General features: G+C 71.5%; 26 protein-coding genes. 13 read left to right on the top strand and 13 right to left on the bottom strand.

What is annotated here, in order from left to right; all coding sequences use genetic code 11:
• The first annotated feature begins 104 nt into the window (after positions 1-104).
• From D458_RS36020 to D458_RS0103315, 3 genes are read left to right on the top strand one after another with little or no spacing between them, the layout of a single operon-like run.
• Positions 105-761 (top strand): succinate dehydrogenase cytochrome b subunit, encoded by a 657-nt coding sequence (locus tag D458_RS36020; protein WP_017585306.1) that lies wholly within the window; start codon positions 105-107, stop codon positions 759-761.
• Positions 762-2,708 carry a fumarate reductase/succinate dehydrogenase flavoprotein subunit gene (locus D458_RS0103320; RefSeq protein WP_017585305.1) on the top strand — a complete coding sequence of 649 codons (1,947 nt, stop codon included), beginning with the start codon at positions 762-764 and terminating at the stop codon, positions 2,706-2,708.
• Positions 2,705-3,451 carry a succinate dehydrogenase/fumarate reductase iron-sulfur subunit gene (locus D458_RS0103315; protein ID WP_017585304.1) on the top strand — a complete coding sequence of 249 codons (747 nt, stop codon included), beginning with the start codon at positions 2,705-2,707 and terminating at the stop codon, positions 3,449-3,451. Before D458_RS0103320 ends, D458_RS0103315 begins: the two co-directional genes overlap by 4 nt.
• 112 nt (positions 3,452-3,563) lie before the next feature.
• On the opposite strand, the gene D458_RS0103310 is transcribed toward D458_RS0103315, so the two are convergent.
• The 6 genes from D458_RS0103310 to D458_RS0103285 all read right to left on the bottom strand — a co-directional run bounded on the left by D458_RS0103310 (position 3,564) and on the right by D458_RS0103285 (position 6,882).
• On the bottom strand, positions 3,564-3,788 hold the full coding sequence (locus tag D458_RS0103310) for a hypothetical protein (RefSeq protein WP_017585303.1): 225 nt from the start codon (positions 3,786-3,788) through the stop codon (positions 3,564-3,566).
• Between the two features lie 34 nt (positions 3,789-3,822).
• A complete protein-coding gene (locus tag D458_RS0103305) occupies positions 3,823-4,464 on the bottom strand; it encodes a GNAT family N-acetyltransferase (protein WP_026118953.1) in 642 nt (213 codons plus the stop codon).
• Between the two features lie 127 nt (positions 4,465-4,591).
• Entirely contained in the window at positions 4,592-5,227 is a 636-nt protein-coding gene (locus D458_RS0103300; protein ID WP_017585301.1) for a GNAT family N-acetyltransferase, read from the bottom strand.
• Positions 5,228-5,279: 52 nt separating this feature from the next.
• Positions 5,280-6,002: a TrmH family RNA methyltransferase gene (locus D458_RS0103295; RefSeq protein ID WP_017585300.1), complete on the bottom strand. Its 723-nt coding sequence runs from the start codon at positions 6,000-6,002 to the stop codon at positions 5,280-5,282.
• A 55-nt stretch (positions 6,003-6,057) separates the two neighbouring features.
• Positions 6,058-6,456 carry a hypothetical protein gene (locus D458_RS0103290; RefSeq protein WP_017585299.1) on the bottom strand — a complete coding sequence of 133 codons (399 nt, stop codon included), beginning with the start codon at positions 6,454-6,456 and terminating at the stop codon, positions 6,058-6,060.
• A 48-nt stretch (positions 6,457-6,504) separates the two neighbouring features.
• The gene (locus tag D458_RS0103285; RefSeq protein ID WP_017585298.1) at positions 6,505-6,882 is read right to left on the bottom strand and encodes a DUF3054 domain-containing protein; all 378 of its coding nucleotides are present in this window, start codon (positions 6,880-6,882) and stop codon (positions 6,505-6,507) included.
• Between the two features lie 341 nt (positions 6,883-7,223).
• Here D458_RS0103285 and D458_RS0103280 point away from each other — a divergent pair, with 341 nt between their 5' ends.
• Both D458_RS0103280 and D458_RS0103275 read left to right on the top strand, forming a co-directional pair.
• Positions 7,224-9,023: a serine/threonine-protein kinase gene (locus D458_RS0103280; RefSeq protein WP_017585297.1), complete on the top strand. Its 1,800-nt coding sequence runs from the start codon at positions 7,224-7,226 to the stop codon at positions 9,021-9,023.
• Positions 9,024-9,072: 49 nt separating this feature from the next.
• Positions 9,073-10,962 carry a serine/threonine-protein kinase gene (locus tag D458_RS0103275; RefSeq protein ID WP_017585296.1) on the top strand — a complete coding sequence of 630 codons (1,890 nt, stop codon included), beginning with the start codon at positions 9,073-9,075 and terminating at the stop codon, positions 10,960-10,962.
• 69 nt (positions 10,963-11,031) lie between these two features.
• Here the strand turns inward: D458_RS0103275 and D458_RS0103270 are convergent, their stop codons facing one another.
• A complete protein-coding gene (locus D458_RS0103270; RefSeq protein ID WP_017585295.1) occupies positions 11,032-13,248 on the bottom strand; it encodes a S9 family peptidase in 2,217 nt (738 codons plus the stop codon).
• A 164-nt stretch (positions 13,249-13,412) separates the two neighbouring features.
• On the opposite strand from D458_RS0103270, the gene mshB reads away from it, so the two are divergent.
• Entirely contained in the window at positions 13,413-14,279 is an 867-nt protein-coding gene (gene mshB / locus D458_RS0103265) for an N-acetyl-1-D-myo-inositol-2-amino-2-deoxy-alpha-D-glucopyranoside deacetylase (RefSeq protein ID WP_193374583.1), read from the top strand.
• A 65-nt stretch (positions 14,280-14,344) separates the two neighbouring features.
• The gene (locus D458_RS0103260; protein ID WP_239647873.1) at positions 14,345-14,815 is read left to right on the top strand and encodes a hypothetical protein; all 471 of its coding nucleotides are present in this window, start codon (positions 14,345-14,347) and stop codon (positions 14,813-14,815) included.
• A 54-nt stretch (positions 14,816-14,869) separates the two neighbouring features.
• Here the strand turns inward: D458_RS0103260 and D458_RS0103255 are convergent, their stop codons facing one another.
• The 4 genes from D458_RS0103255 to D458_RS0103240 all read right to left on the bottom strand — a co-directional run bounded on the left by D458_RS0103255 (position 14,870) and on the right by D458_RS0103240 (position 18,726).
• Positions 14,870-15,943 (bottom strand): site-2 protease family protein, encoded by a 1,074-nt coding sequence (locus D458_RS0103255; RefSeq protein ID WP_017585292.1) that lies wholly within the window; start codon positions 15,941-15,943, stop codon positions 14,870-14,872.
• 100 nt (positions 15,944-16,043) lie between these two features.
• Positions 16,044-16,784 (bottom strand): SDR family NAD(P)-dependent oxidoreductase, encoded by a 741-nt coding sequence (locus D458_RS0103250; protein ID WP_017585291.1) that lies wholly within the window; start codon positions 16,782-16,784, stop codon positions 16,044-16,046.
• A gap of 51 nt (positions 16,785-16,835) precedes the next feature.
• Positions 16,836-18,197: a hypothetical protein gene (locus tag D458_RS0103245; protein ID WP_026118952.1), complete on the bottom strand. Its 1,362-nt coding sequence runs from the start codon at positions 18,195-18,197 to the stop codon at positions 16,836-16,838.
• A gap of 271 nt (positions 18,198-18,468) precedes the next feature.
• On the bottom strand, positions 18,469-18,726 hold the full coding sequence (locus tag D458_RS0103240) for a putative acetyltransferase (protein ID WP_017585289.1): 258 nt from the start codon (positions 18,724-18,726) through the stop codon (positions 18,469-18,471).
• Between the two features lie 183 nt (positions 18,727-18,909).
• Here D458_RS0103240 and fdxA point away from each other — a divergent pair, with 183 nt between their 5' ends.
• Both fdxA and dapC read left to right on the top strand, forming a co-directional pair.
• Complete coding sequence (gene fdxA / locus D458_RS0103235) at positions 18,910-19,230, top strand: ferredoxin (RefSeq protein WP_014908468.1); 321 nt, start codon at positions 18,910-18,912, stop codon at positions 19,228-19,230.
• 174 nt (positions 19,231-19,404) lie between these two features.
• Complete coding sequence (gene dapC, locus D458_RS0103230) at positions 19,405-20,514, top strand: succinyldiaminopimelate transaminase (protein ID WP_017585288.1); 1,110 nt, start codon at positions 19,405-19,407, stop codon at positions 20,512-20,514.
• Positions 20,515-20,671: 157 nt separating this feature from the next.
• Here the strand turns inward: dapC and D458_RS0103225 are convergent, their stop codons facing one another.
• Complete coding sequence (locus D458_RS0103225) at positions 20,672-21,559, bottom strand: hypothetical protein (RefSeq protein WP_017585287.1); 888 nt, start codon at positions 21,557-21,559, stop codon at positions 20,672-20,674.
• Positions 21,560-21,848: 289 nt separating this feature from the next.
• Here D458_RS0103225 and D458_RS0103220 point away from each other — a divergent pair, with 289 nt between their 5' ends.
• The 3 genes from D458_RS0103220 (at position 21,849) to D458_RS0103210 (ending at position 24,722) form a co-directional block, all read left to right on the top strand.
• Positions 21,849-22,685 carry a 2,3,4,5-tetrahydropyridine-2,6-dicarboxylate N-succinyltransferase gene (locus D458_RS0103220; RefSeq protein ID WP_017585286.1) on the top strand — a complete coding sequence of 279 codons (837 nt, stop codon included), beginning with the start codon at positions 21,849-21,851 and terminating at the stop codon, positions 22,683-22,685.
• 112 nt (positions 22,686-22,797) lie between these two features.
• Positions 22,798-23,862, top strand: coding sequence for a succinyl-diaminopimelate desuccinylase (gene dapE / locus D458_RS0103215; protein WP_017585285.1), 1,065 nt, complete (start codon positions 22,798-22,800; stop codon positions 23,860-23,862).
• Positions 23,863-23,945: 83 nt separating this feature from the next.
• Positions 23,946-24,722, top strand: a complete 777-nt coding sequence (locus D458_RS0103210) for an LOG family protein (RefSeq protein ID WP_193374582.1) — start codon at positions 23,946-23,948, stop codon at positions 24,720-24,722.
• 25 nt (positions 24,723-24,747) lie between these two features.
• On the opposite strand, the gene D458_RS0103205 is transcribed toward D458_RS0103210, so the two are convergent.
• Positions 24,748-25,146 carry a hypothetical protein gene (locus D458_RS0103205; RefSeq protein ID WP_017585283.1) on the bottom strand — a complete coding sequence of 133 codons (399 nt, stop codon included), beginning with the start codon at positions 25,144-25,146 and terminating at the stop codon, positions 24,748-24,750.
• A gap of 63 nt (positions 25,147-25,209) precedes the next feature.
• On the opposite strand from D458_RS0103205, the gene D458_RS0103200 reads away from it, so the two are divergent.
• Positions 25,210-25,764, top strand: coding sequence for a hypothetical protein (locus D458_RS0103200; protein ID WP_017585282.1), 555 nt, complete (start codon positions 25,210-25,212; stop codon positions 25,762-25,764).
• Positions 25,765-25,943: the final 179 nt, after the last annotated feature.

The following is a 25,943-nucleotide window of genomic DNA, read 5'->3' as shown; positions in this document are numbered from 1 at the left end:
AGGGTCCCGATGACTTGGACGTCAGACTTAACTCAAATTTAGAGTGGCAGACTGTGGCGAACAGTACCTTGACCAAGAAGCGGTCTACGGCCTACGGGTCCACGGTGGCGCTCAAGTCAGCGATGGCGGCGTCCGGTGCGATCCTCGTGCTGTATTTGATCGCGCACATGTACGGCAACCTGAAGGTCTTCTCGGGCCAGGCTGCCTTCGACGGCTACGCCCATTCTCTTCGCGAGATCGGGTACCCGCTCCTGCCCGAGAGCGGTTTCCTGTGGATCTTCCGGATCGTGCTCCTCGCGAGCATCCTGATCCACATCTACGCGGCGGTGACGCTGTGGGCCCGCGCCCGCAGGGCCCGACCCGCCGATCAGCGCTACCAGGTGAAGAAGCGGGTGGTCCGCAGCTACTCCTCCTACACCATGCGCTGGGGCGGAGTGCTGATCGCGCTCTTCGTCATCTTCCACATTCTGCACCTGACGGTGAACGTCATCGCGCCGGGCGGCAGGTCCGACAGCCCCTACGAGCGTCTCGTGAACGGGTTCCAGCCCGAGTTCTGGTACGTGACCCTGTTCTACGTCCTGGCTGTCATCGCACTGGGCTTCCACCTGCGCCATGGTGTCTGGAGCGGCTTGGCCACGCTCGGCGTCAACCAGGCCCGTCGGCAGCCCGTGCTGAACTCGATCGCCACGGGCATCGCGCTGATCGTGACCGTCGGTTTCCTGATCCCGCCCGTGGCGGTCACCTTTGGACTGGTGAGTTAAGTGTCTGAGAACGACCTCTACATCGAGGGCGCCCCGCTCCGCGACGAGAAGGCGCCCGAAGGCCCAATCAGCGAGCGCTGGGACAAGCGCCGTTTCTCGGCCAAGCTGGTCAACCCCGCGAACCGGCGCAAGCTCTCCGTGATCATCGTCGGTACCGGTCTGGCCGGTGCCGCTGCCGCGGCGACCATGGGCGAGGCCGGCTACAACGTCATCTCGTTCTGTTACCAGGACAGCCCCCGGCGCGCGCACTCCATCGCCGCGCAGGGCGGCATCAACGCCGCGAAGAACTACCGCAACGACGGCGACAGCATCCACCGCCTGTTCTACGACACGGTCAAGGGCGGTGACTTCCGCTCCCGCGAGTCGAACGTCTACCGCCTGGCCCAGACCAGCGTCGAGATCATCGACCAGTGCGTGGCCCAGGGTGTGCCGTTCGCCCGTGAGTACGGCGGTCTGCTCGACAACCGGTCCTTCGGTGGCGTGCAGGTCTCCCGTACGTTCTACGCGCGCGGCCAGACAGGCCAGCAGCTGCTGATCGGCGCCTACCAGGCGCAGGAGCGGCAGATCGCGGCGGGCACCGTTCAGATGAACACCCGCCACGAGATGCTCGAGGTCATCGTCGTGGACGGCAAGGCGCGCGGCATCATCGCCCGCGACATGGTCACCGGCGAGATCGAGACGCACTTCGCCGACGCCGTGGTCCTGGCCACCGGCGGTTACGGCAACGTCTTCTTCCTGTCGACCAACGCCATGGGCTCCAACGTCACCGCCGCGTGGCGCGCCCACCGCAAGGGCGCGCACTTCGCGAACCCCTGCTACACGCAGATCCACCCGACCTGCATCCCGGTCAGCGGCGACTACCAGTCCAAGCTGACCCTGATGAGCGAGTCGCTCCGCAACGACGGTCGGATCTGGGTGCCGAAGGTGGGCGGCGACACCCGCGACCCGCGCCAGATCCCCGAGGACGAGCGCGACTACTACCTGGAGCGCATCTACCCGTCGTTCGGCAACCTGGTGCCGCGTGACATCGCGTCCCGCGCCGCCAAGAACGTCTGCGACGAGGGCCGCGGCGTCGGCCCCGGCGGTCTGGGCGTCTACCTCGACTTCGCCGACGCGATCGCGCGTCTGGGCAGGGATGCCGTCGAGGCCAAGTACGGCAACCTGTTCGACATGTACCAGCGCATCACCGGCGAGAACCCGTACGAGGTTCCGATGCGCATCTACCCCGCGGTGCACTACACCATGGGTGGCCTGTGGGTCGACTACGACCTCCAGAGCACCATCCCGGGCCTGTTCGTGACCGGTGAGGCCAACTTCTCCGACCACGGCGCCAACCGCCTGGGTGCCAGCGCGCTGATGCAGGGTCTGGCGGACGGTTACTTCGTCCTGCCGAACACCATCAACGACTACCTGGCGGACGGCCCCTTCGAGAAGCTGGACGAGAGCCACCCCGAGGCCGTCAAGGCCAAGGAGGAGGTCACCTCCCGCATCGACAAGCTGCTCTCCATCAACGGTTCCCGCACCGTCGACTCCTTCCACAAGGAGCTCGGCCACATCATGTGGGACTACTGCGGCATGGAGCGCAACGAGGAGGGCCTGCGCAAGGCCATCGAGCTCATCCGTGAGCTGCGCGCCGAGTTCTGGCGCGACGTCAAGGTGCTGGGCACGAACGAGGAGCTCAACCAGGCTCTGGAGAAGGCCAACCGCGTGGCCGACTTCCTCGAGCTGGGCGAGCTCATGTGTATCGACGCCCTGCACCGCCGCGAGTCCTGCGGCGGCCACTTCCGCTCCGAGAGCCAGACGGAGGACGGCGAGGCCCTGCGTCACGACGACGAGTTCGCCTACGTCGCCGCGTGGGAGTTCGGTGGCGTTGACAGCAAGCCCGTGCTCCACAAGGAAGCCCTGGAGTACGAGTACGTCGAGATGAAGCAGCGGAGCTACAAGTGAACATCACCCTGCGCGTATGGCGCCAGAAGGGCCGTGACGACGAAGGCCGGATGGTCACGTACAAGCTCACGGACGTCTCCGAGGACATGTCGTTCCTCGAGATGCTCGACGTTCTCAACGAGAAGCTCACGCTCGAGAACGAGGACCCGGTCGCGTTCGACCACGACTGCCGTGAGGGCATCTGCGGTGCCTGTGGCGTCGTGATCGACGGCGAGGCCCACGGCCCGGAGGTCACCACCACCTGCCAGCTGCACATGCGCAGCTTCAACGACGGCGACACCATCACGGTGGAGCCGTGGCGGGCCAAGGCCTTCCCGGTCGTGAAGGACCTGGTCGTGGACCGGGGCGCTTTCGACCGCATCATCCAGGCGGGCGGCTTCATCAGCGCCCCCACGGGTACCGCGCCGGACGCCCACGCCAACCCGATCCCGAAGCCGGACGCCGACCGCGCGTTCGACGCCGCGACCTGCATCGGCTGCGGCGCCTGCGTGGCGGCCTGCCCGAACGCGTCCAGCATGCTGTTCACCGCCGCGAAGGTCACCCACCTCGGCATGCTCCCGCAGGGGCAGCCCGAGCGGGCCTCCCGCGTGGTGAAGATGATCAACCAGCAGGACGAGGAGGACTTCGGCGGCTGCACCAACATCGGTGAGTGCGCCGCGGTCTGCCCGAAGGGCATCCCGCTGGACACGATCTCGCAGCTCAACCGCGACCTGCTGGGCTCCCTCAGCAAGGGCATCGGCTAGCCGAGAGCCAGTTGTGGGAACGGGCCGCACCCTTCGGGGCGCGGCCCGTTCCGCGTTCACCCGTCTGTTCGCCCCGACGCCGGAGCGGTTCGGCGTCTTCCCCGACGCTTCTCTACGCGACCCCGCGAACCCGAAGGGCGCGCAGGTGGTCCAGAGCCTTCTCCACGTTGGGCCCCAGGGCCTCGGCCGAGTCCAGGACCAGCCGTTCGTCCGTCCACGAACCCAGACCATCCCGACGCGCGGGCCATTGTTCGCGGGCCTCCCCAGCGTCGTTCACGGCGTCCGCGACCACGGTGCTCTTGCCGGAGCCGGGCAGCCCGGCCATCGCGATCAGCATGCCTCCCACCCTTCCAGCGGGTACCGACAGGCGCTCAGACGGCGGGGCGGAGCATGCAGTAGGTGGAGGGGAACGACGGGTCGTTGATCGCGCGGACCACCCGGAAGTCGTACTTCTCGTAGTAGCCGATGTTGGCCGAGTTCATGGTCTCCAGGTAGACCGGGACGCCGTCGGCGTCGGCCTGCGCCAGGCCCGCGCGCAGCAGGCGCGAGCCCACACCGGTTCCGCGGGCCACGGGGTCGGTCCCGAGCACCCCCAGGTACCAGTGCGCCTCCTCGGGCGCGGAGGCCTTGAGCTCGCTCAGGTACCTGACGATCTCGGGGAGGCGGGACAGGCCGACCAGCTGGAGCCAGTGCGGCAGCGAGCGGAGCAGGGCCGAGGGGCTGTCGCCGGGCACACCCGGCGGGGTCCACAGGGCGGCTCCGCGGATCACCGGGGCGCGCTCCGCCTCCTCACGGGACTCGTACACGCTGGTGCGGCCGTTCGGGATGCTCCCGAAGCCGGCCATCAGGGCGTAGGCCCTGGCGGTCTGGCCCATCCGGCGGTTGTCGTCCGGGAACACCCAGCGGAAGAACGGATCGTTGTAGAAGGCCCTGCTCAGGACCCGGGCCACCCCGGGGACGTCGTTCATGGTGGCGGTTCGGACCGACTTGACGGTGGTGGCCATGGGGGTCATCGTGCTGTCTCCCTCTTCCCAGGGGTCGTCACCGCTCATGCTAGATCACGGAAACATCACAGGTGGGTGCTTCGTGAAAAGGCACGGTCAGGGAACGGTTCGACAGCGGTGCGGGAGGCAGAGCGGTCTAGGAAGCGGAGCGGAGCAGGAAGTAGCTGGTGCCGACACCCTCGTGCGGGACCTCGTGCACGCAGCGGAACCCGAAGCGCTCGTAGAAGCCGACGCTCTTGTCGTTGAGGGTCTGGGTGAACACCGGCAGGCCCTGGGAGTCCGCGTCGTCCAGCCCGGCGGTGAGCAGCCCGCCCGCCACCCCGGTGCCGGCGGCGCTCGGGTCGACGCCCAGCGCGGCCAGGTACAGGTGGGGCTCCTGCGGGCTGGCCATCTTCCACTCGGCGAAGATCCGGACGAACGCCGCCAGCCGGGCGCGGCCGATCAGCGCACCCCAGTGCGGCCAGGTGCGCAGCGACACCAGCGGCCCCTCGGGGTTGCTGGTCGGCTGGGCCCACAGCGCGGCCGCGCGGGTGACCGGCGCGGCCCCGGTGGTCTCGGCGACGTCGGTGACCCGGGTGTCGCCCGCGGGCACGTAACCGAACCCGGCGGTCAGGGCGAAGAACCGGCGTACCTGGGCCATGCGCAGCTCGTCGTCGGGGAACAGCCACCGGAAGAGGGGATCGTCGTGGAGCGAACGGCTGAGGACCCGGGCCACTCCGGGGACGTCGTCGACGGTGGTGGCGCGGGCGGCTGCGGTGACGATCGGACTCATCCTGGCTACTTCCTGGTAGGGGGCGACTCGTCCATGTTAGATCACAAGACAATCACGGCTGGGTGGTGGTCGCTCGGTCGGGAACCGGCTGATCGAACACGTGCGCCCGGACCCAGGCGTGCATGGCCACGGCGGCGGCCGCGCCCGCGTTGATCGACCGGGTCGACCCGAACTGGGCGATGGACAGCACCGCGGTGCACACCTGCCTCACCTCCTCGGACAGTCCGGGGCCCTCCTGGCCGAACACCAGCACGGCGTTGCGCGGCAGCGGGTAGGTCTCCAGCGGGACCGCGCCGGGCAGGTTGTCCACCCCGACCAGCACGAGGCCGCGCTCGGCGGCCCACTCCACCAGCGCCGCCGCGTCCGGGTGGTGGTGCACGTGCTGGTAGCGGTCGGTCACCATGGCGCCCCGGCGGTTCCAGCGGCGCTTGCCCACGATGTGCACGGCCGCGCAGCCGAAGGCGTTGGCGGTGCGTACGACCGATCCGATGTTGAAGTCGTGCGACCAGTTCTCCACCGCCACGTGGAACTCGTGCCGGACCTTGTCGAGGTCGGCCACGATCGCGTCGCGCCGCCAGTACCGGTACCGGTCCACGACGTTGCGCCGGTCGCCGTTGGCCAGCAGCTCGGGGTCGTAGTGGTCGCCCTGGGGCCAAGGGCCGGGCCACGGGCCCACGCCGACCTCCCGCGCCTCGTCCTCACCGGAGGAGGGTTCGGCGGGGATCACGGTGGTGACCTCGGAAAGGGTGGCCTCGGGGGCGCGGTGCTCGTTCATCACCTCCCAGCTTACGAACCGCCCGCCGCGGCCCGGCCCGCGGAAGGCCCGCCGCTCACAGGTGGATGCCGCCGTGGAAGTCACGGCCCTGGATGACCTTGGCCGACCCGCTCACGTCGCCGTGGATCTGGTTGACGACCGTGCCGTCGCCCTCCTGGCTGACCTGGCTCACACCCGATCGCAGCTCCTCCAGGAGCCGTCCGATCTCCGGGTCCTCGTGCGCGGCCCGCTCCAGGTGCATGGAGACGACATCGAGTGCCTCGGCGTCGTCCTCCTCCAACCGGAGGTCGTCCAGCGCCTCCATGGCCTCGGGCTCCGAGCGGAAGCGCCTGGTGACCGCCTTGTACAGGGACCTGAAGGTCGAGACCACGCCCTCTCCCAGGCCCTCGCCGAGTCTGGTGGCGGAGGCGGTGGCGAGAGCGGCGACGATGGCGGCGGTGACCGGATCGGCCATGGGGGTCTCCTCTGGGGCCGGAGGTGTGTGTGCCCCCAGTCTTCCCCCTCAGGCCGCCGTCTGTCGCCTTCGCCGGGACACCAGGAGGGCGACGGCCCGCCAACCGAGCATGGTCGCGGCCAGGAACAGGGAGGTCACCACCACGAAGGAGAGCGGTGCTCCCTCTCCGCTGAGCAGGCGCAACGGCATGGCGCCCACCACCGTCAAGGCCCACACGAGGACCCCGGTCGGCCAGATCCGGTCAGGGGAGCGCCACGCCAGGGTGACGGCCCACCCCAGTGCCAGCGCGGCCAGGAACGGCCACGCGGTCCCGGCCACGGCGGCCGGACCCAGACCGGTCGCGTGGTCGGTCTTGCCCACCACGACGAACACGAGCACGCAGAGCAGGTCGGCCAGCAGGGCCGGCACCGGGGTGTACGAACGCATACCCCCAGGCTACCGGCGCTTTCGCAACCCCCTCGGCCGGGTTCGGGCCCGGATACGGGATACTGGGGACGCACAGTGACGGAGCGCACCGGATACGGGTGCGGGGCATCTGACTCCTCCGGGCGGACCCGAGTCGCCCCCTCCCGAGCAGGACCGGCGCTCCCCTCTGAGTACCGACAGCGAGGCGCGTCCCATGAACCCTCCTCCCATCACCTCGCCGAACCCGGGCGGGGCGTCGTCCCCTTCGGCCCCGACCCCCGCGCCCCCGACGAGTCCGAGATCCTTCCCGAACGGCCCTGACCCGTCCTTCGTCCCTTCCTGTCTGAGAGACCCTCCCCCGGATGAACCCTTCCTCCGAACCCCCTGCTCCCGGGTTCCCGTCCCCGCAGCGCTCGGCCCCCCTGCCCCAGGCCCCGGCCGGGGTGCTGCCCCTGAACCCCGACGACCCCCGCTACCTCGGATCGTTCCGCCTGCTCGGGCGCCTCGGCTCGGGCGGCATGGGCGTGGTGTACGCGGCGCTGGACGGGCGCGACCGGCGGGCGGCGGTCAAGTGCGTGCACCGTTCCCACACCGCTGACCGGGAGTTCCGGGACCGGTTCGAGCGCGAGGTGAAGATGGTGCGCCGGGTGCGCGCGGCCCCGCTCCCGGCCTTCCTCGGCGCCGACACACGGGCCGAGCTGCCCTGGCTGGCCACCGAGTACGTGCCCGGACTCACCCTCGACGAGCACGTGCGCCGGTACGGGCCCCTCCGCGGGCCGGGACTGGCCTTCTTCGCAGCCGGGGTGGCCGAGGCGCTCGCGGCGGTCCATGCCGCCGGTGTGGTGCACCGGGACCTGAAGCCGGGGAACGTGATCCTGTCCCCGGACGGGCCCAGAGTGCTGGACTTCGGCATCGCCCGCGCGGTGGAGGAGACCGCCCTGACCCGCACCGGCGGCCTGGTGGGCACTCCGGGCTGGATCTCGCCGGAGCAGTACCGCGGCGCGGACGCCACCGACCGCTCGGACGTGTTCGCCTGGGGTGGTCTGATCGCCTACGCGGCCACCGGGAGCGGGCCCTTCGGCACGGCGGCCTCGGACGTGGTGGTCTCACGGGTGCTGTCGGCCCAGCCGTCCCTGGAGGGGGTGCCCGCCGGTCTGCGCGAGACGGTGGGCCGGGCGCTGGCCAAGGACCCCGCGCACCGCCCCGACGCCGCCGGGCTCCTGAACGACCCGGCCCTCGCCGCACACAGGCAGGGGTCCGGGACCGGGGCCGTCGCCGGAACCGCGCTGCCGCTTCCCGTCCCGGCAGCCGACCCCTGGCGCTCGTACGCCCCGCCCCGCCGGTCCTGGGCCCGGCAGCACCGCCGCGGCCTGGTCCTCGGCGCGGCCGGGCTCGTTCTCGCCCTGGTGGCCTCGGGCGGTGTATGGGCGGTGGCCGACGGGCGGATCGGCGGCGGGTTTCCGGGCGGCTCCGCCGACGGTTCGCCGACCACCACCGGGATCACTGCCGACGGCGCGGTCGCCGACGACGTACCCGAGGAGTACCGGGAGCTCTATGAGACCGGGACCGTGACCGTGGCCCCCGCCCCGGACGCCGGTGACGTCCTCGTCCGCACCCTGGAGAGCGAGGCGGGAGAGGAGGCCCTGGAGCAGGTGCGGTTCGCCATGGGCGAGCACTCCTGGACCTTCACCGGGAACCTCACCGTCGACGTCACCGCCGAGTACCTGCCGGACTTCGGCTCGCTGCAGGTGTACAGCCACGAGTTCGTGGGGATCGCGGAGATCGAGCCCGGGGACGAGTACCTGGACACGTCCGCCGCGATCAGCAGCGGACGCCTCGCCGTGCTGTCTCCGGAGGAACCGGTGGCGGAGTTCGAGATCACCCTCATGACCGAGGCCGGCATGCAGCCGGGAGACGACGCCACGGCCGTCTACCACACCCCCGCCGAGGCGGTCTCCACCCCGCAACCGGAGGTCGGCTACCCGGGCGGGATCTGTTACCACTGGCGGGGCTGGGCGTCGGGCGAGGAGTCCCACGACCCTGACCCGGTCGAGGCCACCCCCGTCGACGCGACCCTCTCCGGAGGCTCCCCGGTGAACCACTGCGCCTACAAGCCCAACCGGGATCAGCTGTGGGACGGCGAAAGCCCTCGTCCCGAGTGATTCCCGAACTCGGTCTCCCCTCTCCTTCCCCCGTCCCGAACAGGAAACGATGTTGAGCCGTTCCGTGTCCTTCGATCAGAACCATCTGCCTCCTGGCGTGGACCCGCCGGGGCGTGGTGACCCCGAACGTCTCGGTGAGTACCGGGTGGTCGGGCGCATCGGAGCCGGGGGCATGGGCGCGGTCTATGCCGGGCTCACCGAGTCTGGGCAGACTGCCGCGGTCAAGGTGATTCACTCCCAGTTCGCCGCCGACCCCGACTTCCGGGCCCGGTTCGCCCGTGAGGTGGGCCTGGTCTCCCGGGTGCGGGCCACCTGTGCCCCCGCTTTCCTGGGCGCGGACACCGCGGCGGCTACTCCGTGGATGGCCACCGAGTACGTGCCCGGCCTGACTCTGCGCCAGCACGTCAAGGGGCACGGGCCGTTGAGCGGGGGCATGCTCACCGCGCTCGCGGTCGGCCTGGCCGAGGCATTGGCCGCGATCCATGGCGCCGGTGTGGTGCACCGGGACCTGAAGCCGGGCAACGTGATCCTGTCCCCGGACGGGCCCAGGGTGTTGGACTTCGGGATCGCGCGTGCGGCGGACGGGACCGTGCTCACCGCCACCGGTGGTCTGCACGGCACGCCCGGCTGGATCGCGCCTGAGCGGTACGAGGGGGCCGAGGCCACCGGCTACTCGGACATGTTCGCCTGGGGCGGGCTGCTGGCCTACGCGGCGACCGGCCGGGATCCCTTCGGTGGTGGGACGGTGGAGGGGATCATCCATCGGAGTCGGAACGAGGAACCGGACCTGGACGGGGTGCCCGAGCGCCTGCTGGGTTTGGTGCGGCGCGCGCTCGCCAAGGTCCCCGGCGAGCGTCCCCGGGCGGACGAGGCCCTGGCGGAGCTGACCCGCGGTTGGTCGGCCACCCGCATCATGCCGGGCGGGGCGATGCCGCCCACCCTGGTGGGGGACCAGGGACAGGGCACGCACCCCACTCGGATCGTGTCCGAGCTGTTGGCCACCGAATGGACGGCTGTGGCCGACCCGGGGGTGCGCCGGGTGCGCGGGCCGCGCCGGGCCCTGTGGCTGTCAGCCGCCGCGGCCGTGCTGGTGGTCGTGCTCGTCGGCGGCCTGCTGTACTCCGACCGGATCCCCTGGGGGACCGGGACCCCCGGGGACGACGGAACAAACACAGCGGCCGAGGAGACCGAAGAGGCCGACGGACCGTTGGTCCGGACCGACCCCGAGGACGCCGAGGCCGTGGTCGCCGAGGCCGTCGACCTGATGTACGCGGCGTCGGACTACGTGTACCGGCACGAGTACAAGGTCGACCAGGAGGGCGGCGACCCGTCGCCCTTCGTCAAGGAGTACACCGAGGATCCGGTCCGGGCCCTCCAGAGCAAGAGTTACGGCCCGTTCGGGAGCTCGGTCGTCCTGCAGCACGGGGACGACCTGGAGGAGACGGTCAACGGCTGGATCGACCACCCGGACGAGGGCGCCGCTCCGGTCCTCCAGTACTTCGCGGCCGAGGACGGGAGCGGCAACGACGAGGACCCGCGGGACGGTCTCGACTGGGGGCTGGAGCTGATCCTGGAACCGGGGGCGGAGATCGAGTACCAGGGGCGCAGCCGGGTCCCCTACGAGACGGAGTTCTGGGACGTCCCCACCAGCTACGGCCTGGAGTTCGAGGAGGCCGAAGGGCACCTCTACAGCGGAACCTACGTTGAAGTACAGGAAGAGGACGAGGAGGTCGAGCCCGTGACCGTCTCCTTCGACCTGTGGCTGGACGACGAGGGGTATCCGCTGCGCCTGGCCGACACCGGGATCTACGAGCGGGCGGACTCCGAGTACCTGGGGACCACCTTCACGACGATCCGCAACTACACCTTCAACGAGCCCAGGGACATCCACATCCCCGAGGAGTCGGAGATCCTGCCCGAGCACCCCGGCGTCAACTGACCGGGCCCGGTTCCGCCTCCGGGGCCCGGTGCCTTCCCCGGCACCGGGCCCCTGTGAACCGCTCCGCGACTACCGGTGGTGCCCGGCCCCGAGGTTCTCCTTGAGGAAGTCGACCTGCAACAGCAGCAGGTTCTCCGCCGTGACCGGGTCCGACGGGCTGTGGGTCACGCCCGCCAGCGGCAGCACCGTGTGCGGGCGGCCCGCGGCGAGCAGCGCCTCGGACAGCCGCTGGGTGTGCGCGAACACCACGTTGTCGTCGATCAGGCCGTGGATCAGCATCAGCGGCCGCTCCAGCTTGGCGGCGTCGGCCATCAGCGACGTGTCCGCGTACACCTGCGCCTGCTCCTGCGGGGTCCCCAGGTAACGCTCGGTGTAGTGCGTGTCGTACAGCGTCCAGTCGACCACCGGGGCGCCCGCCACCGCGGCGTGGAAGGCGTCCGGGCGGCGCAGCACCGCCAGCGCCGCCAGATAGCCGCCGAACGACCACCCGTGGATGCCGACCCGGGTCAGGTCCAGGCAGTCGAACCGCCCGGCCGCGTCCTCCAGCGCCGCCACCTGGTCCTCCAGGACCGGCTCGGCGAGGTCGTGGTGGACGGCCTGCTCGTAGTCCAGGCCGACCCCGGGGGTGCCGCGCCCGTCCGCGATGAGGACCGCGAAGCCCTGTTCGGCGAACCACTGGGAGGACAGGAAGGCGCCGCGCGCGTTGAGCACCCGCTGGGCGTGCGGGCCGCCGTACGGGGCGACCAGCACGGGGAGCGGGCCCTCGCCCTCGCGGTACCAGGACGGCAGGACCAGGGCGGTGGGGATCTCGCGCTCCCCGGACAGCCAGGTGGTCACACGCACGTCCGGCAGCTCCGGGGTCTCGGCGAGGCTCTCGACCTCACCGTGCGAGCGGCGGGTCTCGGTACCGGCGCCCCGGACCACCAGGGTGCGCACCCCGGTGAAGTCCATCGACCGGTGCTGCACCACGAGGGTGTCGCCGCGCAGCCGGCCCGCGCGCAGGCCGCCGTGGCCGTCGTCGGAACCCCCGGACTCCCCGAACCCGTCGGGCAGCTCCATCGGGGCGCAGGTGCCCAGCCGGGTGTCGGCCAGCCACAGCGACACGTCGCCGGGCCGCCCGGCGGGGGAGCCGGAGAACAGCACCCGGTCGCCGTCCACGTCCACCACGCCGCGCACGTACACGCCGTCACCGCTGACCGCGCGGTCGCCCACGTACACCCGGCGCTCGCCGTCGCCTCCGTCGCGGCCGATCCACACCAGCTCGCCCGACGCCGTGAAGTCGGGCACGCCCGGCATGATCTCCACCCACACGCCGTCGCTCTCGGTACGGATCTCGGAGACCAGACCGGTGGCGGGGTCGGCGCTGAACAGGGTGAGGGTGCGCTGGTCGCGGCTCTGCGCCGTGAACACCAGGACGGGGTTCCCGTCCGGGCCGGTGGTCCAGCCGACGGTGGGCAGGTACGGCAGGGCCTCGCGGTCCCACTCGATCGGCGTGGTGCCGGGCTTCCCGCCCCGCCGGTACGCGGTCGCCGACGGTACGGGGAGCACGGCCAGCCGCACGTCCGGGTTGGCGGTACCGGCCGCCGGGTAGCGCAGCGGCTGCGGCTCCTGCCCGGGCTGGTTCGGGTCGCCGACGAACCAGCGGTTCACCTCCGACTCGTCCACCCGGCTGACCGCCAGGGAACGGCCGTCCGGCGCCCACCAGAAACCGCGCACCCGGTTCATCTCCTCGGCGGAGACCAGGTCCGCCAGGCCCCAGGTGACGTCCTCGCCGTCCGGCTCCACGAGCACCCGGTCGCGGTTCTCGTCCCCGTCGTCCGCGATGTCGATCACGCGGACCGCGCCCTTGTGCACGTAGGCCACCCGGCCACCGGCCGGGTCGATCCGCGGGTCCACGGCCGGGCTGGCCACCGGGAGCTCGCGCGGGGCGTTGTCGTCCCCGACCAGGTCGACGTAGAAGACCCGCCCGGACAGGGTGAACACCGCGCGGGTGAAGGCGTCGTCCACCGTGTACGAGACGATGCCGCCGCCGTGCTCGCGCATCCGCTCGCGGCGGGCCCGCTCCTCCGGGGGCAGGTTCTCGTCGTCGGCGCCGAGTTCCTTGGGGTCGGCGAGCACCGACTCGGTGCCGGTCCCGGCGGAGTACGACCACAGACAGGTCGCCTTGTCGGTGCCGCTGCGCCCGCGCAGGAAGGTGACGCGTTCCCCGTCCGGGGAGATCTGGAACGCGCGCGGGACTCCGATCGTGAAGCGCTGGGTTCGGGCCTGTTGGCGAGGAAAGCTCATACGCCGATTGTGTCCCATTCCACGCCCGGTCGTTCCCCGGCGGACCGGTGCCGGTCCACCGTTCGGCCGGTGCCGTTGCCCGCCATGGGCCACCGTCGCCCCCCCACATGCCGATGGGTGTGTTTGGGCAGGGATACGGGCACCCGGCCGGTATTGTTCGCTGAGTGATGGACAGGCGACTGATGATGGTGCACGCGCACCCGGACGACGAGAGCATCGTCACCGGTGCGACTCTGGCGAAGTACGCGGCGGAGGGGGCCGGTGTCACCCTGGTGACCTGCACCCTGGGCGAGGAGGGCGAGGTCATCCCCGACGAACTCGCCCACCTGACCTCCGACCGCGAGGACACGCTGGGTGAGTACCGGATCGGGGAGCTCGACAAGGCCTGCGTGGCCCTGGGCGTCCGCGACCACCGCTTCCTCGGCGGCCCCGGCCACTACCGGGACTCCGGGATGATGGGCGGTCCCACCAACGAGCATCCCGACGCGTTCTGGGGCGCGGACGTGGAGGAGGCGGCCAGGCGCCTGGCCGAGGTCATCCGCGAGGTCCGTCCGCACGTGCTCGTCAGCTACGACGAACACGGCGGCTACGGCCACCCGGACCACGTCCAGGCCCACCGGGTCACCCGCCGGGCCTGCGCCAAGGCCAACGAGCGGGCCATGCCCGGCACGCCCTGGCAGGTCGGCAAGCTCTACGCGATCGCCCAGCCGGTCTCCCGGATCGAGGAGTCCATCGCGCGGCTCAACGAGGAGGCGGGGCCCTTCACCCCGCCCGAGCAGGTGTCGGACATCGCCAGGGGCACCCCCGACGCGATCGTCACCACCCGGATCGACGCCACCGACCACTGGGCGGCCAAGGCCCTGGCCATGCGGGCGCACGCCACCCAGATCACCGTGGAGGGGGAACGGTTCGCGCTCTCCAACGGCATCGCCCAGGAGATCGACGCCGTCGAGCACTTCACCCTGCTGATGGGGCCGCCGCCCAAGGCCACGGAGGACGGTTACGAGACGGACCTCTTCGCCGGACTGTGAGCCCGGACGAAGCCGCCGGAGGGGGTGGCGTCCTCCCTCCGGGGAAGCGCCTACCCTCGTCTTTCGTGACCACTCCTGAAACGGCCCCGGCGCCACAAAGCCGTCCGAACCCGTTCGCGTCCTCGGCGGTGACCGTGCTCTCCTTCGCGGTCCTGCTCGTCACGGGCCTGGCCGTGGGGGTGCTGTCCGGGTTCTCGATGGGCTGGGTCTCCCACTACTGGGACGCGGGGCTGGCCGCGCAGGCCGCGGGCGTGGCGGCGCTGGTCGCGTTCGTCGTGCTGCTGTACGCGCTGTGCCGCCTCGCCGGGTGGGGGAGCCGCCGCCAGTCCGGGGCCCTGGCCTTCGCGCTGGGCTACGTCGCGGTCATGATGGCCATGCTCGGCTACGTGACCGGCGGCAGCATCCTGTTCCCCGTCAAGCTGGTGAACTACGTCTTCCTGTTCGGCTCCATGATCGCCCTGGCCGCCGGCGTGGTGCGCAGCTTCGTCCTGCCGCCGCGCACCACGCCCCCGGCCCGGGCCCAGTCCCAGAACTGAGACCCGGGTGGATCCGGTTGGGCCCCGGGCCGGAGCCGAGCCCCGGAACCCGGGCTAGGCCCAGAACTGGAGCAGCAGCTTCCCGTGGAACATCATCCCGGGGATGCTCGGGTTCGGCAGGATCAGCTCGAACAGCGTGTAGACCGAGGTCTCGAACACGTCCCGCACCACCGGCAGCCACAGCACCGCGAACACCGCGATCGAGCAGAACAGGCCGTTGGCCTTCACGAACGCGGTCCACTTCGGCTCCCGGAACGCGGCCAGGACGTGGTAGCCGTCCAGCCCGGGCACGGGCAGCAGGTTCACCAGCGCGCTGGTGAGGTTGGCGAGGGACAGGAAGGCCATCGCGGAGATCGCCCAGTTCACGCTGTCCTGGCCGACGGGCACCAGCAGTGACACGGTGAGAGCCAGCAAGGCGGACAGCAGCAGGCTGGCCAGCGGACCGGCCAGCGCCACCATGACGCGGCGGCCGCGGGTCGGGACACGGTCCCAGTCCACGTAGGTGGGCGGCCCGTTCAGGCCGAACCCGCCCAACCCCAGGTACACCACCGGCAGCACCAGGCCGCCGAAGGCCTCGCGGTAGGCGAACGGGTTGAACCGCAGGTAGGCGCTGCCGCGCAGGGAGCGGTCGCCGGCCAGGTAGGCGGCCAGGGCGTGCGCGAACTCGTGCACGGCCACCGACACGAACCACCCGAACAGGATGAGCAGCGGCGGGATCAGCGGGGTGACCGCCGTGCCCTCGGCGGCCCAGTCCAGTTCGACGGCGCGCCAGGACAGCCAGCCCGCGAACCCGGTCAGGCCCAGCAGCAGCACGAAGACAGGGCTGGGCAGGAAGTCCGCCCAGCCCTCGGCCCGCTCCGGCTTCTCCTTGCTCTTGGCGGCGGCCCCAGCGTCGCCGGGGCCCGCGTCGCCGGGGCCCGCGTCGTCGGAGCCAGCGTCCTCCGTGTCGTCGTCCGCGTCACGCCTGGTGGAGCGCTCCGCGCCGACCCCCGCGGCGTTCAGGGCGTCGTCGGGCATCTGCTCCCACGGGTCGGCGGCGCGCGACTCGTCGCCGGAGTCCTCGCTCACGGCGTCGGGAACGGTCACGTCGTCGGGTTCCGCCTTCTGCGGCGGCTCGGGCGTGGGCATGGTGCTCCTGCTGGTCGCGGGTGGTTCGCGCTCCAGGTTAGGCCCTGGCCCGTACCTCTTCGCAGCGGGTGCCGCCCCGGAACCGGGCCGTCGCGGCCCCCTACATCCCGCCCGCCACCCGCAGGACGGTTCCGCTGGTGTACGAGGCGTCGGCGGACAGCAGCCAGGAGATCGCGCCGGAGATCTCCTCGGGCCGACCCGCACGCCCGAGCGGGATGCGCCCCGCCGCCTGGGCCGGGCGGTCGGGGGCGCCCATCGCGGCGTGCATGTCGGTCTCGGTGATGCCCGGGGAGACCGCGTTGACCCGGATGCCGTCCGGTCCGAGCTCCTTGGCCAGGCCCACGGTCAGGGTGTCGACCGCGGCCTTGGTCGCGGCGTAGTGCACGTACTCGCCGGGGCTGCCCAGGGTCGCCGCGGCGGAGGAGACGTTCACGATCGCGCCACCGCCGCCCCGGCGCATCTCCCGCACGGCACGTCGGCAGCACAGCAGGTAGCCCAGCAGGTTGACCTCGACCACGCGGCGCAGGTCCTCGGTGGACACGTCCGCGAACGGGCCCAGCGGCCCGGTCACCCCGGCATTGTTGACCAGCCCGGTGACCGTGCCGAACTCCGCGGCGGCGGTGTCGAAGATCCGCTCGACCCCCGCCTCGTCCGAGGTGTCGGCGCGCACGGTCACGCACCGGGCCCCGGCCGCCATCACCTCCTCGGAGACGCGCTCCGCGGCGACCCCGTCACTGACGTACCCCAGCACCAGGTCGTGGCCGTCCCGGGCCAGCCGGACACAGGTGGCGGCGCCGATACCCCGGCTGCCGCCCGTGACGACGGTGACCTGACGCGACATCTGCTTCTCCCTCGTTTCTCGGAAAACAAGGGGAAGTGTCCCAGGGCGGGGTCAGACCACCGCGCGGGGGGCCACCGCCGACTTGTGCAGGCACGCCACAGCGAACGCCCGCCCCGGCGGAGTGAGCTCCCGGCGGCCGTCGCTGTCGTTCCCGCAGACCAGGCCGAGCGCCTCCAGCAGCCAGCCGACCGCCATCACCATCGCGCGCACCTGGTCCGAGGCGGTGTCGGCGGTACGCCGGTGCGCCGCGGCGTGCCGACCGGCGGCGACCGGCGGTTCCATGGGCCGCCACCCGGACTCGGTGAGGACCTGCTCGGCCGCCTCGGCGTCGGAGATCCCGCGCCGGGCGTGCGAACCCAGGCCCTGGGGTGAACGGCCCAGCAGCAGTCCCAGCAGGGTCTCGGCGGCGGCCTGCTCGATGCCGCCGGTCCGGCACAGCGTCTCCGTGGCGGCCTGCCACAGTGCCTCGGGGTCGTCGCGCAGCTGCTGGCCACGGCGGGTGAGTTCGAGCCGGCGACCGGACCGGCGCACGGCGCGCATCGTGCGCAGCACCTGGTGCAGGGCGATGATCTGGGTGGCGTCGGTCTCACTGCGCGGGGGTTCGGGGGAGGTGGACCAGCCGAAGTCCTCGCACATCTGCCGGACCACGCCGGGGGAGATGTAACCGATCTGGGTGAGGGTGATCCCGTCCGCCGCCAGGTCCAGCAGCCGCTGCAGCGGCGCCATGGCGGCGACGGAGCCGCGCGGGACGTCCGCCCCGGCGATGATCTGCCCCACCAGCGGCCACAGCCGCTGCCGGTGCGGGTGCGCGGACGAGGAGATCCAGGCGCGGACCCGCTCCTCGCGGATCCGGTCCAGGTGGCTGAGCCCCCGGTGGTCGGGCTGGGTGAGGAAGGAACGCGCGAACCGCTCCTGGGCGGGGCGCCAGCCGCGCTTGCCGGGCCGGATGTCGCCGAGGGAGATCGCGAGCTCCAGGGCCGCGGCGGTCTCCCGCCGTGCGTGCAGCTCCATGTCGCCGACGGCGGTGCCCCACGTGAGTTCGGGCAGGTCGGGCGGTTCCACCCCGGACTCCCACATGAGCCGTTCGTACATGGCCAGGCCCGCGGTGTGGTCGGCGTCGTAGAGGGCGAGCAGGGTGGCGGTCTCGGAGGCCGAGCAGACCTGCGCGTACCGGTTCAGCTTGAGGAGCTGGAAGAGGTGTCCGAGGGAACGCACCGCGAACAGCCGGTCGTCGGCGGAGTTCTGGAAGCGCATGGGTAGCTCGTACCAGCAGAAACGCTGCACGGCGTGCTGGTTGAGCCGTTGGATCTCTCCGTCGGGGGCGAGTGTGCCCAGAGCCAGCCGTGCCATGTCGGCCGCCCGCTCGTCCCGCCGGGCGAGTTCGGCGAGTGCGGACGCGACTGCCTCCCTCATGATGGGCACCACCTCCCCGCGTACCTCGTGCCCGGTCCGTCAGGGGTGGGACGGCCGGGCGCGGTGCTTCGTTGTCCGCCCGAGGTCACGGTTGGGGGAACCGCCGCGCCGGGGCTGAGCCTCTCCTACCCCGGAAAGGCCGAAGAATGCCAGCGTGCGGGTGCCGATGGGCACCCCTTGGTGACCGTTGGGCGGGTCGTGATCCTTCAGGTGAGTCAGTGCGGAGCCGTCCGGGCTGTTCGGAGGGCGGACACGCGTGCGCGGACACGTGTCAGGGCGTCTGTGGGGGACGCCCGCCACGCCGGCGCGGGGGGACCGGGGGGACGACGCGGCTCGCGACGATGTCGGCCTCGGCGACCTCCACCGTCGAGTCGTCCCTCCTGCGCAGCGTGAGCACACCTTCGGCCCAGGACTCCACCACTCCGACGATATCGGTGAAACCGCCATCGGGGAGGGCGATTCGCACGGAGACCCGGCTACCGAGGTCATCCGGAACGATCCTGTGGACCAGTTGTCCTCGCAAGTGCATGAAATCAAGCCCCCCGAGTGTGCGATGGGTGTTCTTCGACGCCATACTAGGAGTACGACATCTGTGCCAATTGCTTGCAGAGCCCGGACCGCAGCCGACGCCCGCACGTCGGAGGGGTGCCGGAGAGCTCTGAAGGTCCCCGCCTCCCCCGTGGGTAAGCGGGGGTGAGACAAGGAGTACGACGTGACCTACGTCATCGCGCAGCCCTGTGTTGATGTGCTGGACAAGGCGTGCATTGACGAGTGCCCCGTGGACTGCATCTACGAGGGTGACCGCATGCTCTACATCCACCCGGACGAGTGTGTGGACTGCGGTGCGTGCGAGCCGGTCTGCCCGGTCGAGGCCATCTACTACGAGGACGACCTGCCCGAGCAGTGGTCCGAGTTCTACAAGGCGAACGTCGACTTCTTCGACGACCTCGGTTCTCCCGGCGGCGCTTCCAAGGTCGGCAAGATCGACCGCGACCACCCGATCGTCGCCAAGCTGCCCCCGCAGGCCGAGTAGCGGCGCTCCGCCACCGCATCCCCTTGGCGCAGAGGTTGCGTGGGTGTGGGCCCAGCCGAATCACGACGTGTCGCGCCGACCCCCGGCCGGGGGGTCGGCGCGACGCTGTTGTGTGCGGGCCCGCCCGGGGATTTCCGAACAGGACCAGGCAGTAACAGGATGGAGTGTGCACCGATGGGTGAACGTCGACCGGTGACCGACCGGCTTCCGACCTTCCCGTGGGACAGTCTGACGCCGTACAAGAAGACGGCCGCGGCCCACCCCGACGGCATCGTCGACCTGTCCGTCGGCACCCCCGTCGACCCGGTGCCCGCCACCCTCCAGCAGGCCCTCGCGGACGCGGCCGACTCGCCCGGCTACCCGCTGACCTGGGGCACGCCCGAACTGCGCGCCGCCGTCCAGGGCTGGTTGGAGCGCCGCCACGGCGTCCGTGTCGCCGACGGAGCGGTGCTGCCCACGGTCGGTTCCAAGGAGCTCGTGGCCTGGCTGCCGACCCTGCTCGGCCTGGGCGCCGGCGACACCGTCGTCCACCCCGAACTGGCCTACCCGACCTACGACGTGGGCGCGCGGATCGCCGGGGCCACCCCGGTCGCCTCCGACGGCCTCACCTCGGTGGGTCCGGCCGACGTCAAGCTGGTGTGGGTCAACTCGCCCGGCAACCCGACCGGCCGCGTCCTGGGCGTGGACCACTTGCGCAAGGTCGTGGCCTGGGCCCGGGAGCGGGGCGCGATCGTCGCCTCCGACGAGTGCTACCTCGACCTCGGCTGGGACGGCACGGAACCCGTGTCGATCCTGCACCCGGACGTCTGCGGCGGCTCCCACGAGAACCTGCTCGCCGTGCACTCCCTGTCCAAGCGCTCGAACCTCGCCGGCTACCGCGCCGCCTTCGTCGCGGGCGACCCCGGCCTGGTCGCCGAACTCCTCGCGGTGCGCAAGCACGCGGGGATGATCGTGCCCGCCCCGGTGCAGGCCGCCATGAAGGCCGCCCTGGACGACGACGCGCACGCCGCCGAGCAGAAGGAGCGCTACCGCGCCCGCCGCGCCAAGCTCCGTACCGCCTTCGAGAAGGCGGGCTGGACGATCGAGCACTCGAACGCGGGCCTGTACCTGTGGGCCGCCCACCCCGAACACGACTCCTGGGGCGCGGTCGGCGCCCTGGCCGAACGCGGCGTGCTGGTCGCCCCCGGCACCTTCTACGGTGTTGCCGGCGGCCGCCACGTGCGAGTGGCCTTCACCGCCACCGACGAGCGCGTGGACACCGCAGTGAAGCGCCTCTCGGAGTAGCCGAACCCACGGCGACGGCCCGGACCCGAGTCGCTCGGGCCCGGGCCGCGCTCATTCCCTGCTCACCCCGGGCCCGGCCGGTTCGACCGCGCCCGGGGCGCGAAGGCACGGAGGGCCTCGGCGTCGCCCGCCGTGCCGTCAGCGGAGCGCCACGCCGTCAGCGGAGCACCACGCGGCCGCCGGTGTGGTCGCTCTCGTCCTCGAGTTCGGACCAGGCCTCCTCGCCGTCCATGCCGTCGGAGGCCTGCCAGCGCTGGTCCTCGTACGTCACCGACGTGATCCCGTACTCCTCGGCGTGCACCACGGCCCACAGGGCCATCGCCCACCCCAGGTCACCGGTCTGGCCGGCCTGGTCCTCGGCCACGGGAAGCTGAGCCGGGTCGGTGCCGAACACCCGGGCCATCTCCTCCTCGGCCCCGGCGGTGTCGGCGTCCCCCGCGTGCATCGAGTCGAGGGTCTCCTCGTCGAACCAGCAGGTCGCCGAGGGGCCGCTCCGTCCCGTGAACGCCACGGCCATCCGGGCGGACAGCTCCTCGTGCTGGTCGTAGGCGAACCCGTGGGCGCTGCGCTGGACGGCCTGCGCGGCCTCGTAGACCGGACGGTCCTCCCAGCCGTCCACCTCGGCCAGCTTGTCGTAGAACGCCCTGCTGGAGAAGACCGGGTCCAGGATCTCGTCCGGCTCGCCCCACTCCTGGGAGGGGCGCTGCTGGAACAGTCCCAGGGAGTCCCGGTCGCCGTACTCCACGTTGTAGAACGTGGACTCCTGCCACACCGTCGCGTACGCCACCGTCACCGCGTGCTCGGGGAGGTCCCTGCTGAAGGCCACACCGCCCACGGTCGCCGCGTTCACGGCCTGCGTGGCCTCCATCGCGTAGCGGCCGTCCGACAGGTCCAGACGGCAGCCGGGGTCGGGCCGGTCACGGGTGTCCAGGGGCTCGAACGTGGTCAGCACGTAGTAGGCCCCGGCGACGAACAGGCCGCAGACGAAGGTCAGGATGAGGAGGATCTTGGCGAACGCGGAGAACTTCCTGCGTTTACTGGGCACGGGCGCACCAAGGGTCGGCGGTAGGTGGAGTGCACCGTGGCCGGGCCCTCGCGGGGCTTCGGTTCCGGTGCGCCGGGCACGCCGGGGTCCTGACGGAGGGGTCCGGGAGGACGGTCCTTGGCGGGCCTCGGCGAAATTGTAGTCGGCGCCGCGAACTCGCACAGAAACCCTTCCGGGGGGAGCGTTCCGGCCCAGGTGGCGCTGTGGTACCGCCGAGTGGTGAAAGGCTCAGTCCGGGCGGGCGGGGCGCATACGACGCACTCCCGCCGAGCGGCTAACGTGGGTTCACATGACCAGCTCGTACAAGAGTCCGCTGCCCGACCAGATCGACGAACTCTGGGCGCAGCGCTCCGAACTCACCCCCGGCCACACCGAAGCGCGCGAGATCATCACCGCCGCCATCGACCAGATCGACGAGGGCAAGGCCCGCGTGGCCTTCGTCGACCCCGCCACGGACGACGTGGTGGTCGACGAGCGCGCCAAGCGCTCCATCCTCCTGGGCTTCAAGGTCCTGGACATGCAGGAGTCGCAGGTCGGTGACTTCTACTACCACGACCGCATGCCGCTGAAGACCCGTTTCGACGGTGTCCGCGTCGTCGCCGGCGCGATCGCCCGCTGGGGTTCCTTCCTCGCCCCGGGCGTCGTGCTCATGCCGTCCTTCACCAACATCGGCGCCTACGTCGGCTCCGGCACCATGGTCGACACCTGGGCCACCGTCGGCTCCTGCGCCCAGGTCGGCGAGAACGTCCACCTGTCCGGCGGCGTCGGCGTCGGCGGCGTCCTGGAGCCCCCGCAGGCCTCCCCGGTGATCATCGAGGACGAGGCCTTCCTCGGCTCGCGCAGCATGGTCGTCGAGGGCGCCCGCGTCCGCAAGGGCGCCAAGCTCGGTGCGGGCACCATCCTCACGTCCTCCACGCGCGTCTTCGACGCCGAGACCGGCGAGGAACTGCCCCGCGGCGAGGCCCCGGCCTGGTCGGTGTGCGTCACCGCCAACCGGACCAAGAGCTTCCCCGGCGGCGACTTCGGCATGCCGGTCCTGCTGGTGCTCAAGCGTCTGGAGGAGGGGCAGGAGCACGACAAGCTCGCCCTGAACGACCTCCTGCGCGAACACGGCGTCAACGCCTAGGCACACCTGAACCGGTGCCGGGGGCGCCCTTCCACCACGGGAGGGCGCCCCTCGTCTGTTCTAAGGTGGCAGCGCCAACCACACCCACACCTCACCGAAACGGGGCGACACCATGCTGGACCTGACCTCGGACGTGGCGGACCTGACCGCCGCCCTCGTGGACATCCGTTCCGAGAGCGGTGACGAGAAGGCGCTCGCCGACGCGGTCGAGAGCGCCCTGTCGGCGCTGCCCCACCTCACCGTCACACGGGACGGCGACGCCGTCGTGGCCCGCACGGACCTGGGCCGCGGCCGCCGCGTCGTGATCGCCGGGCACCTCGACACCGTCCCGATCGTCGAGAACGTCCCCTCGCACGTGGACGGCGACCGCCTCTACGGCTGCGGCACCTCCGACATGAAGGCCGGTGTGGCCGTCCAGCTCAAGCTGGCCGCGCAGGTCACCGAGCCGGTCCACGACGTCACCTACGTCTTCTACGACAACGAGGAGGTCGAAGCCGTCCGCAACGGCCTCCTGCGCCTGAGCCGCAACCACCCGGAGTGGCTGGCCGGGGACTTCGCGATCCTGATGGAGCCCACGGACGGGACGATCGAGGGCGGCTGCCAGGGCACCATGCGCGTGGACGTGAAGGCGTACGGCAAGCGCGCGCACAGCGCACGCTCGTGGAAGGGCGAGAACGCCATCCACAAGGCGGGCGCGATCCTGGACGCCCTGCGCGCCTACACGCCCCGCCGGCCCGAGGTGGAGGGCCTGACCTTCCACGAGGGCCTCAACGCGGTGTCCGTCGAGGGCGGTGTGGCCGGGAACGTCATCCCGGACGAGTGCCGGGTGCAGGTGAACTACCGGTACGCCCCGGACCGTTCCCCGGCCGACGCCGAGGCCCACCTGCGCGAGGTCTTCGACGGCTTCGAGGTCGAGGTCACCGACTCCTCGGCCCCCGCCCGCCCCGGGCTGGACGACCCCTCGGCGGCGGCGTTCGTCGCCGCGGTCGGCGAGGGCGAGGCCCGCGCCAAGCTGGGCTGGACCGACGTCTCGCGCTTCTCCGAGCTGGGCGTGCCCGCAGTCAACTACGGCCCCGGCGACCCCATGCTCGCCCACACGCGCGACGAGTACGCGAAGATCTCGCAGATCCGCGAGGCCGAGGAGCGCATGGTCGCCTGGCTCACCGGTCGGCGCTGACCCGGCCCCCGTCCGCTACAGGTCACCAGCGTGTCACGCGTCGTTCGGGTGTGAGCTCGCCCTGGGTGGATAGCTTTACGGACATGACGGAAGAAGAAGACGTGAGGCGTGCCGGGCCACTCACCTACCGTGGCCGCGCGATCCCCGACACCACGACCGACCAGCGGCTCCTCGACCGGAGGGGTCCCTCCGACTGGGTGCACACCGACCCCTGGCGGGTGCTGCGCATCCAGTCGGAGTTCGTGGAGGGCTTCGGGCTGCTGTCCGAGCTCCCCTCCGCGGTGAGCGTCTTCGGTTCGGCGCGGATCAGGCCCGGGACCGAGTTCTACGAACTGGGCGTCGAGGTCGGGGCCAAGCTGGCCGACGCCGGGTACGCCACCATCACCGGCGGCGGGCCCGGGATGATGGAGGCGGCGAACAAGGGCGCCCAGCAGGCGGGCGGCCTGTCCGTCGGCCTCGGCATCGAGCTGCCCTTCGAGCAGTCGCTCAACTCCTACATCGACATGGGGATGACCTTCCGGTACTTCTTCGTGCGCAAGACGATGTTCGTGAAGTACTCGCAGGCCTTCGTGGTGCTGCCGGGCGGGTTCGGAACCCTCGACGAGCTGTTCGAGGCCATCACCCTGGTCCAGACCAAGAAGATCACCCGCTTCCCCGTGGTGCTGATCGGCACTGAGTTCTGGGGCGGTCTGCGCGACTGGGTGGAGTCCAGCCTGCTCAAGCACGGCCTGATCGCGGACCAGGACATGGAGCTGCTCCACGTCACCGACGACCCGGACGAGGCAGTGCACATCATCCGGCAGGCGCACCTGCACCTGGAGAGCAAGTTCGAGCGCACCGAACCCGGCCCCTCCAGCTAGGCGGGGCCCCGGGGCGGGTCCGCTCTCAGACGAGTCCCCTGCGCACGGCGGCGGGCGGGCGCTCGCCGCGCACCGACGCGACCATGTCCAGGGCCCGGCGGACCCGTTCCGGGTGGGCCGTGACGAACACGCGCGCGCCCGCCCAGGCGTACACCGCGGCCAGAGCCACCTCCTCGGCGGCCTCGACCGGGACGGCTCCCGCGATCCCGGGAGGGGCCGGGGGCAGGTCCGTGCGCGGGGGCTCGCCGTCCGGTCGCGTGCAGCGGACCAGGACGGTGTGTCCCCCCGCGACCAGTTCCGCGACGCGTGCGGCGGACGGGCGGTGCCCCGCGTCCGCGGTCCAGGAGGGGGGCGCGGAACCGGTCCCGGACGCCGGGTCGGGAGAGGCGTCGGGAGTCAGGACTCGAAAGAGCGGATTCGACACCCGCCGAGTCTCCCACGCGAAGCGGCTCCCGAGGGAGTGCGGCGGTGTGGCACGATCGGTGCCGTGCCTTTCTTCATCATGATCCTGGTCGCCGCTGCCGCGCTCGCCGTGCTCGTCGGCGTGGTCTACGTCGTGCTCGGCAAGGGCGGCCAGCTCGCCCGGTTCGAGGCGGACTTCCCCCCGCTGAACCTGCCCGAGGGGCGCCCCGTGGGCTCCCGGGACCTGGGCGGCCTCCTGCTCCCCCTGTCCATGTGGGGGTACCACGTGCGCGCGGTCGACGAGCTGCTGGTCCGGCTCACGGGGACCCTGCGCGAGCGGGAGGAGCGGATCGAGGACCTGGAGTGGCGGCTGGCCCGCCTGGACCCGTCCTACGTCCCCCGGGGCTCCGGGCCCCAGCCCGGCTCGTACCTTCCGGGCGAGGGGGAACTGCCGGCCGACCGGGCTCCCGCCGAGTCCGCGGCCGCTGCGTCCGCCGAGCCCGGCGGAGCCTCCGCCGAACGCGTTCCCGACTCCGCCTTCGCCCCCGAGTCCTCCGCTGACCACGCTTCCGAGACCGAGACCCCGTCCCGGGACGACGACGCCGCGGTCGGCGGCGGAAGGCGCGACGAGCAGGTCTAGGTCGCGTCCCGACCTCCGCTGCTCCGAGCACGGGCCCCTCCGGGCCTGTCCGGGGCGCCGAGGAGCTCCGGGGCACCCGGGCCGGGTATGCCGTGCATCACATCCGATGTGTCGTTCTTGGTCGGATGTGGTGTGTTCGGGTGCTCTATTCTCGGTCGCTGTACATGCGTACCCCCGCT

The sequence above is a fragment of the Nocardiopsis ganjiahuensis DSM 45031 genome (genome assembly GCF_000341085.1).
GTDB classification, from domain to species: Bacteria; Actinomycetota; Actinomycetes; order Streptosporangiales; family Streptosporangiaceae; genus Nocardiopsis; species Nocardiopsis ganjiahuensis.
Note: the sequence above shows the minus strand (reverse complement) of the source record. Positions and strands in the feature narration are given on the sequence as shown.

Excerpts from the sequence above, each read along its gene's own strand:
- D458_RS0103310 (WP_017585303.1), bottom strand. The coding sequence starts at position 3,788 with ATGCTGATCGCGATGGCCGGGCTGCCCGGCTCCGGCAAGAGCACCGTG.
- D458_RS0103305 (WP_026118953.1), bottom strand. The coding sequence starts at position 4,464 with ATGACCCCCATGGCCACCACCGTCAAGTCGGTCCGAACCGCCACCATG.
- D458_RS0103300 (WP_017585301.1), bottom strand. The coding sequence starts at position 5,227 with ATGAGTCCGATCGTCACCGCAGCCGCCCGCGCCACCACCGTCGACGAC.
- D458_RS0103295 (WP_017585300.1), bottom strand. The coding sequence starts at position 6,002 with ATGAACGAGCACCGCGCCCCCGAGGCCACCCTTTCCGAGGTCACCACC.
- D458_RS0103290 (WP_017585299.1), bottom strand. The coding sequence starts at position 6,456 with ATGGCCGATCCGGTCACCGCCGCCATCGTCGCCGCTCTCGCCACCGCC.
- D458_RS0103285 (WP_017585298.1), bottom strand. The coding sequence starts at position 6,882 with ATGCGTTCGTACACCCCGGTGCCGGCCCTGCTGGCCGACCTGCTCTGC.
- D458_RS0103280 (WP_017585297.1), top strand. The coding sequence starts at position 7,224 with ATGAACCCTTCCTCCGAACCCCCTGCTCCCGGGTTCCCGTCCCCGCAG.
- D458_RS0103275 (WP_017585296.1), top strand. The coding sequence starts at position 9,073 with ATGTTGAGCCGTTCCGTGTCCTTCGATCAGAACCATCTGCCTCCTGGC.
- D458_RS0103270 (WP_017585295.1), bottom strand. The coding sequence starts at position 13,248 with ATGAGCTTTCCTCGCCAACAGGCCCGAACCCAGCGCTTCACGATCGGA.
- D458_RS0103255 (WP_017585292.1), bottom strand. The coding sequence starts at position 15,943 with ATGCCCACGCCCGAGCCGCCGCAGAAGGCGGAACCCGACGACGTGACC.
- D458_RS0103250 (WP_017585291.1), bottom strand. The coding sequence starts at position 16,784 with ATGTCGCGTCAGGTCACCGTCGTCACGGGCGGCAGCCGGGGTATCGGC.
- D458_RS0103245 (WP_026118952.1), bottom strand. The coding sequence starts at position 18,197 with ATGAGGGAGGCAGTCGCGTCCGCACTCGCCGAACTCGCCCGGCGGGAC.
- D458_RS0103240 (WP_017585289.1), bottom strand. The coding sequence starts at position 18,726 with ATGCACTTGCGAGGACAACTGGTCCACAGGATCGTTCCGGATGACCTC.
- dapC (WP_017585288.1), top strand. The coding sequence starts at position 19,405 with ATGGGTGAACGTCGACCGGTGACCGACCGGCTTCCGACCTTCCCGTGG.
- D458_RS0103220 (WP_017585286.1), top strand. The coding sequence starts at position 21,849 with ATGACCAGCTCGTACAAGAGTCCGCTGCCCGACCAGATCGACGAACTC.
- dapE (WP_017585285.1), top strand. The coding sequence starts at position 22,798 with ATGCTGGACCTGACCTCGGACGTGGCGGACCTGACCGCCGCCCTCGTG.
- D458_RS0103210 (WP_193374582.1), top strand. The coding sequence starts at position 23,946 with ATGACGGAAGAAGAAGACGTGAGGCGTGCCGGGCCACTCACCTACCGT.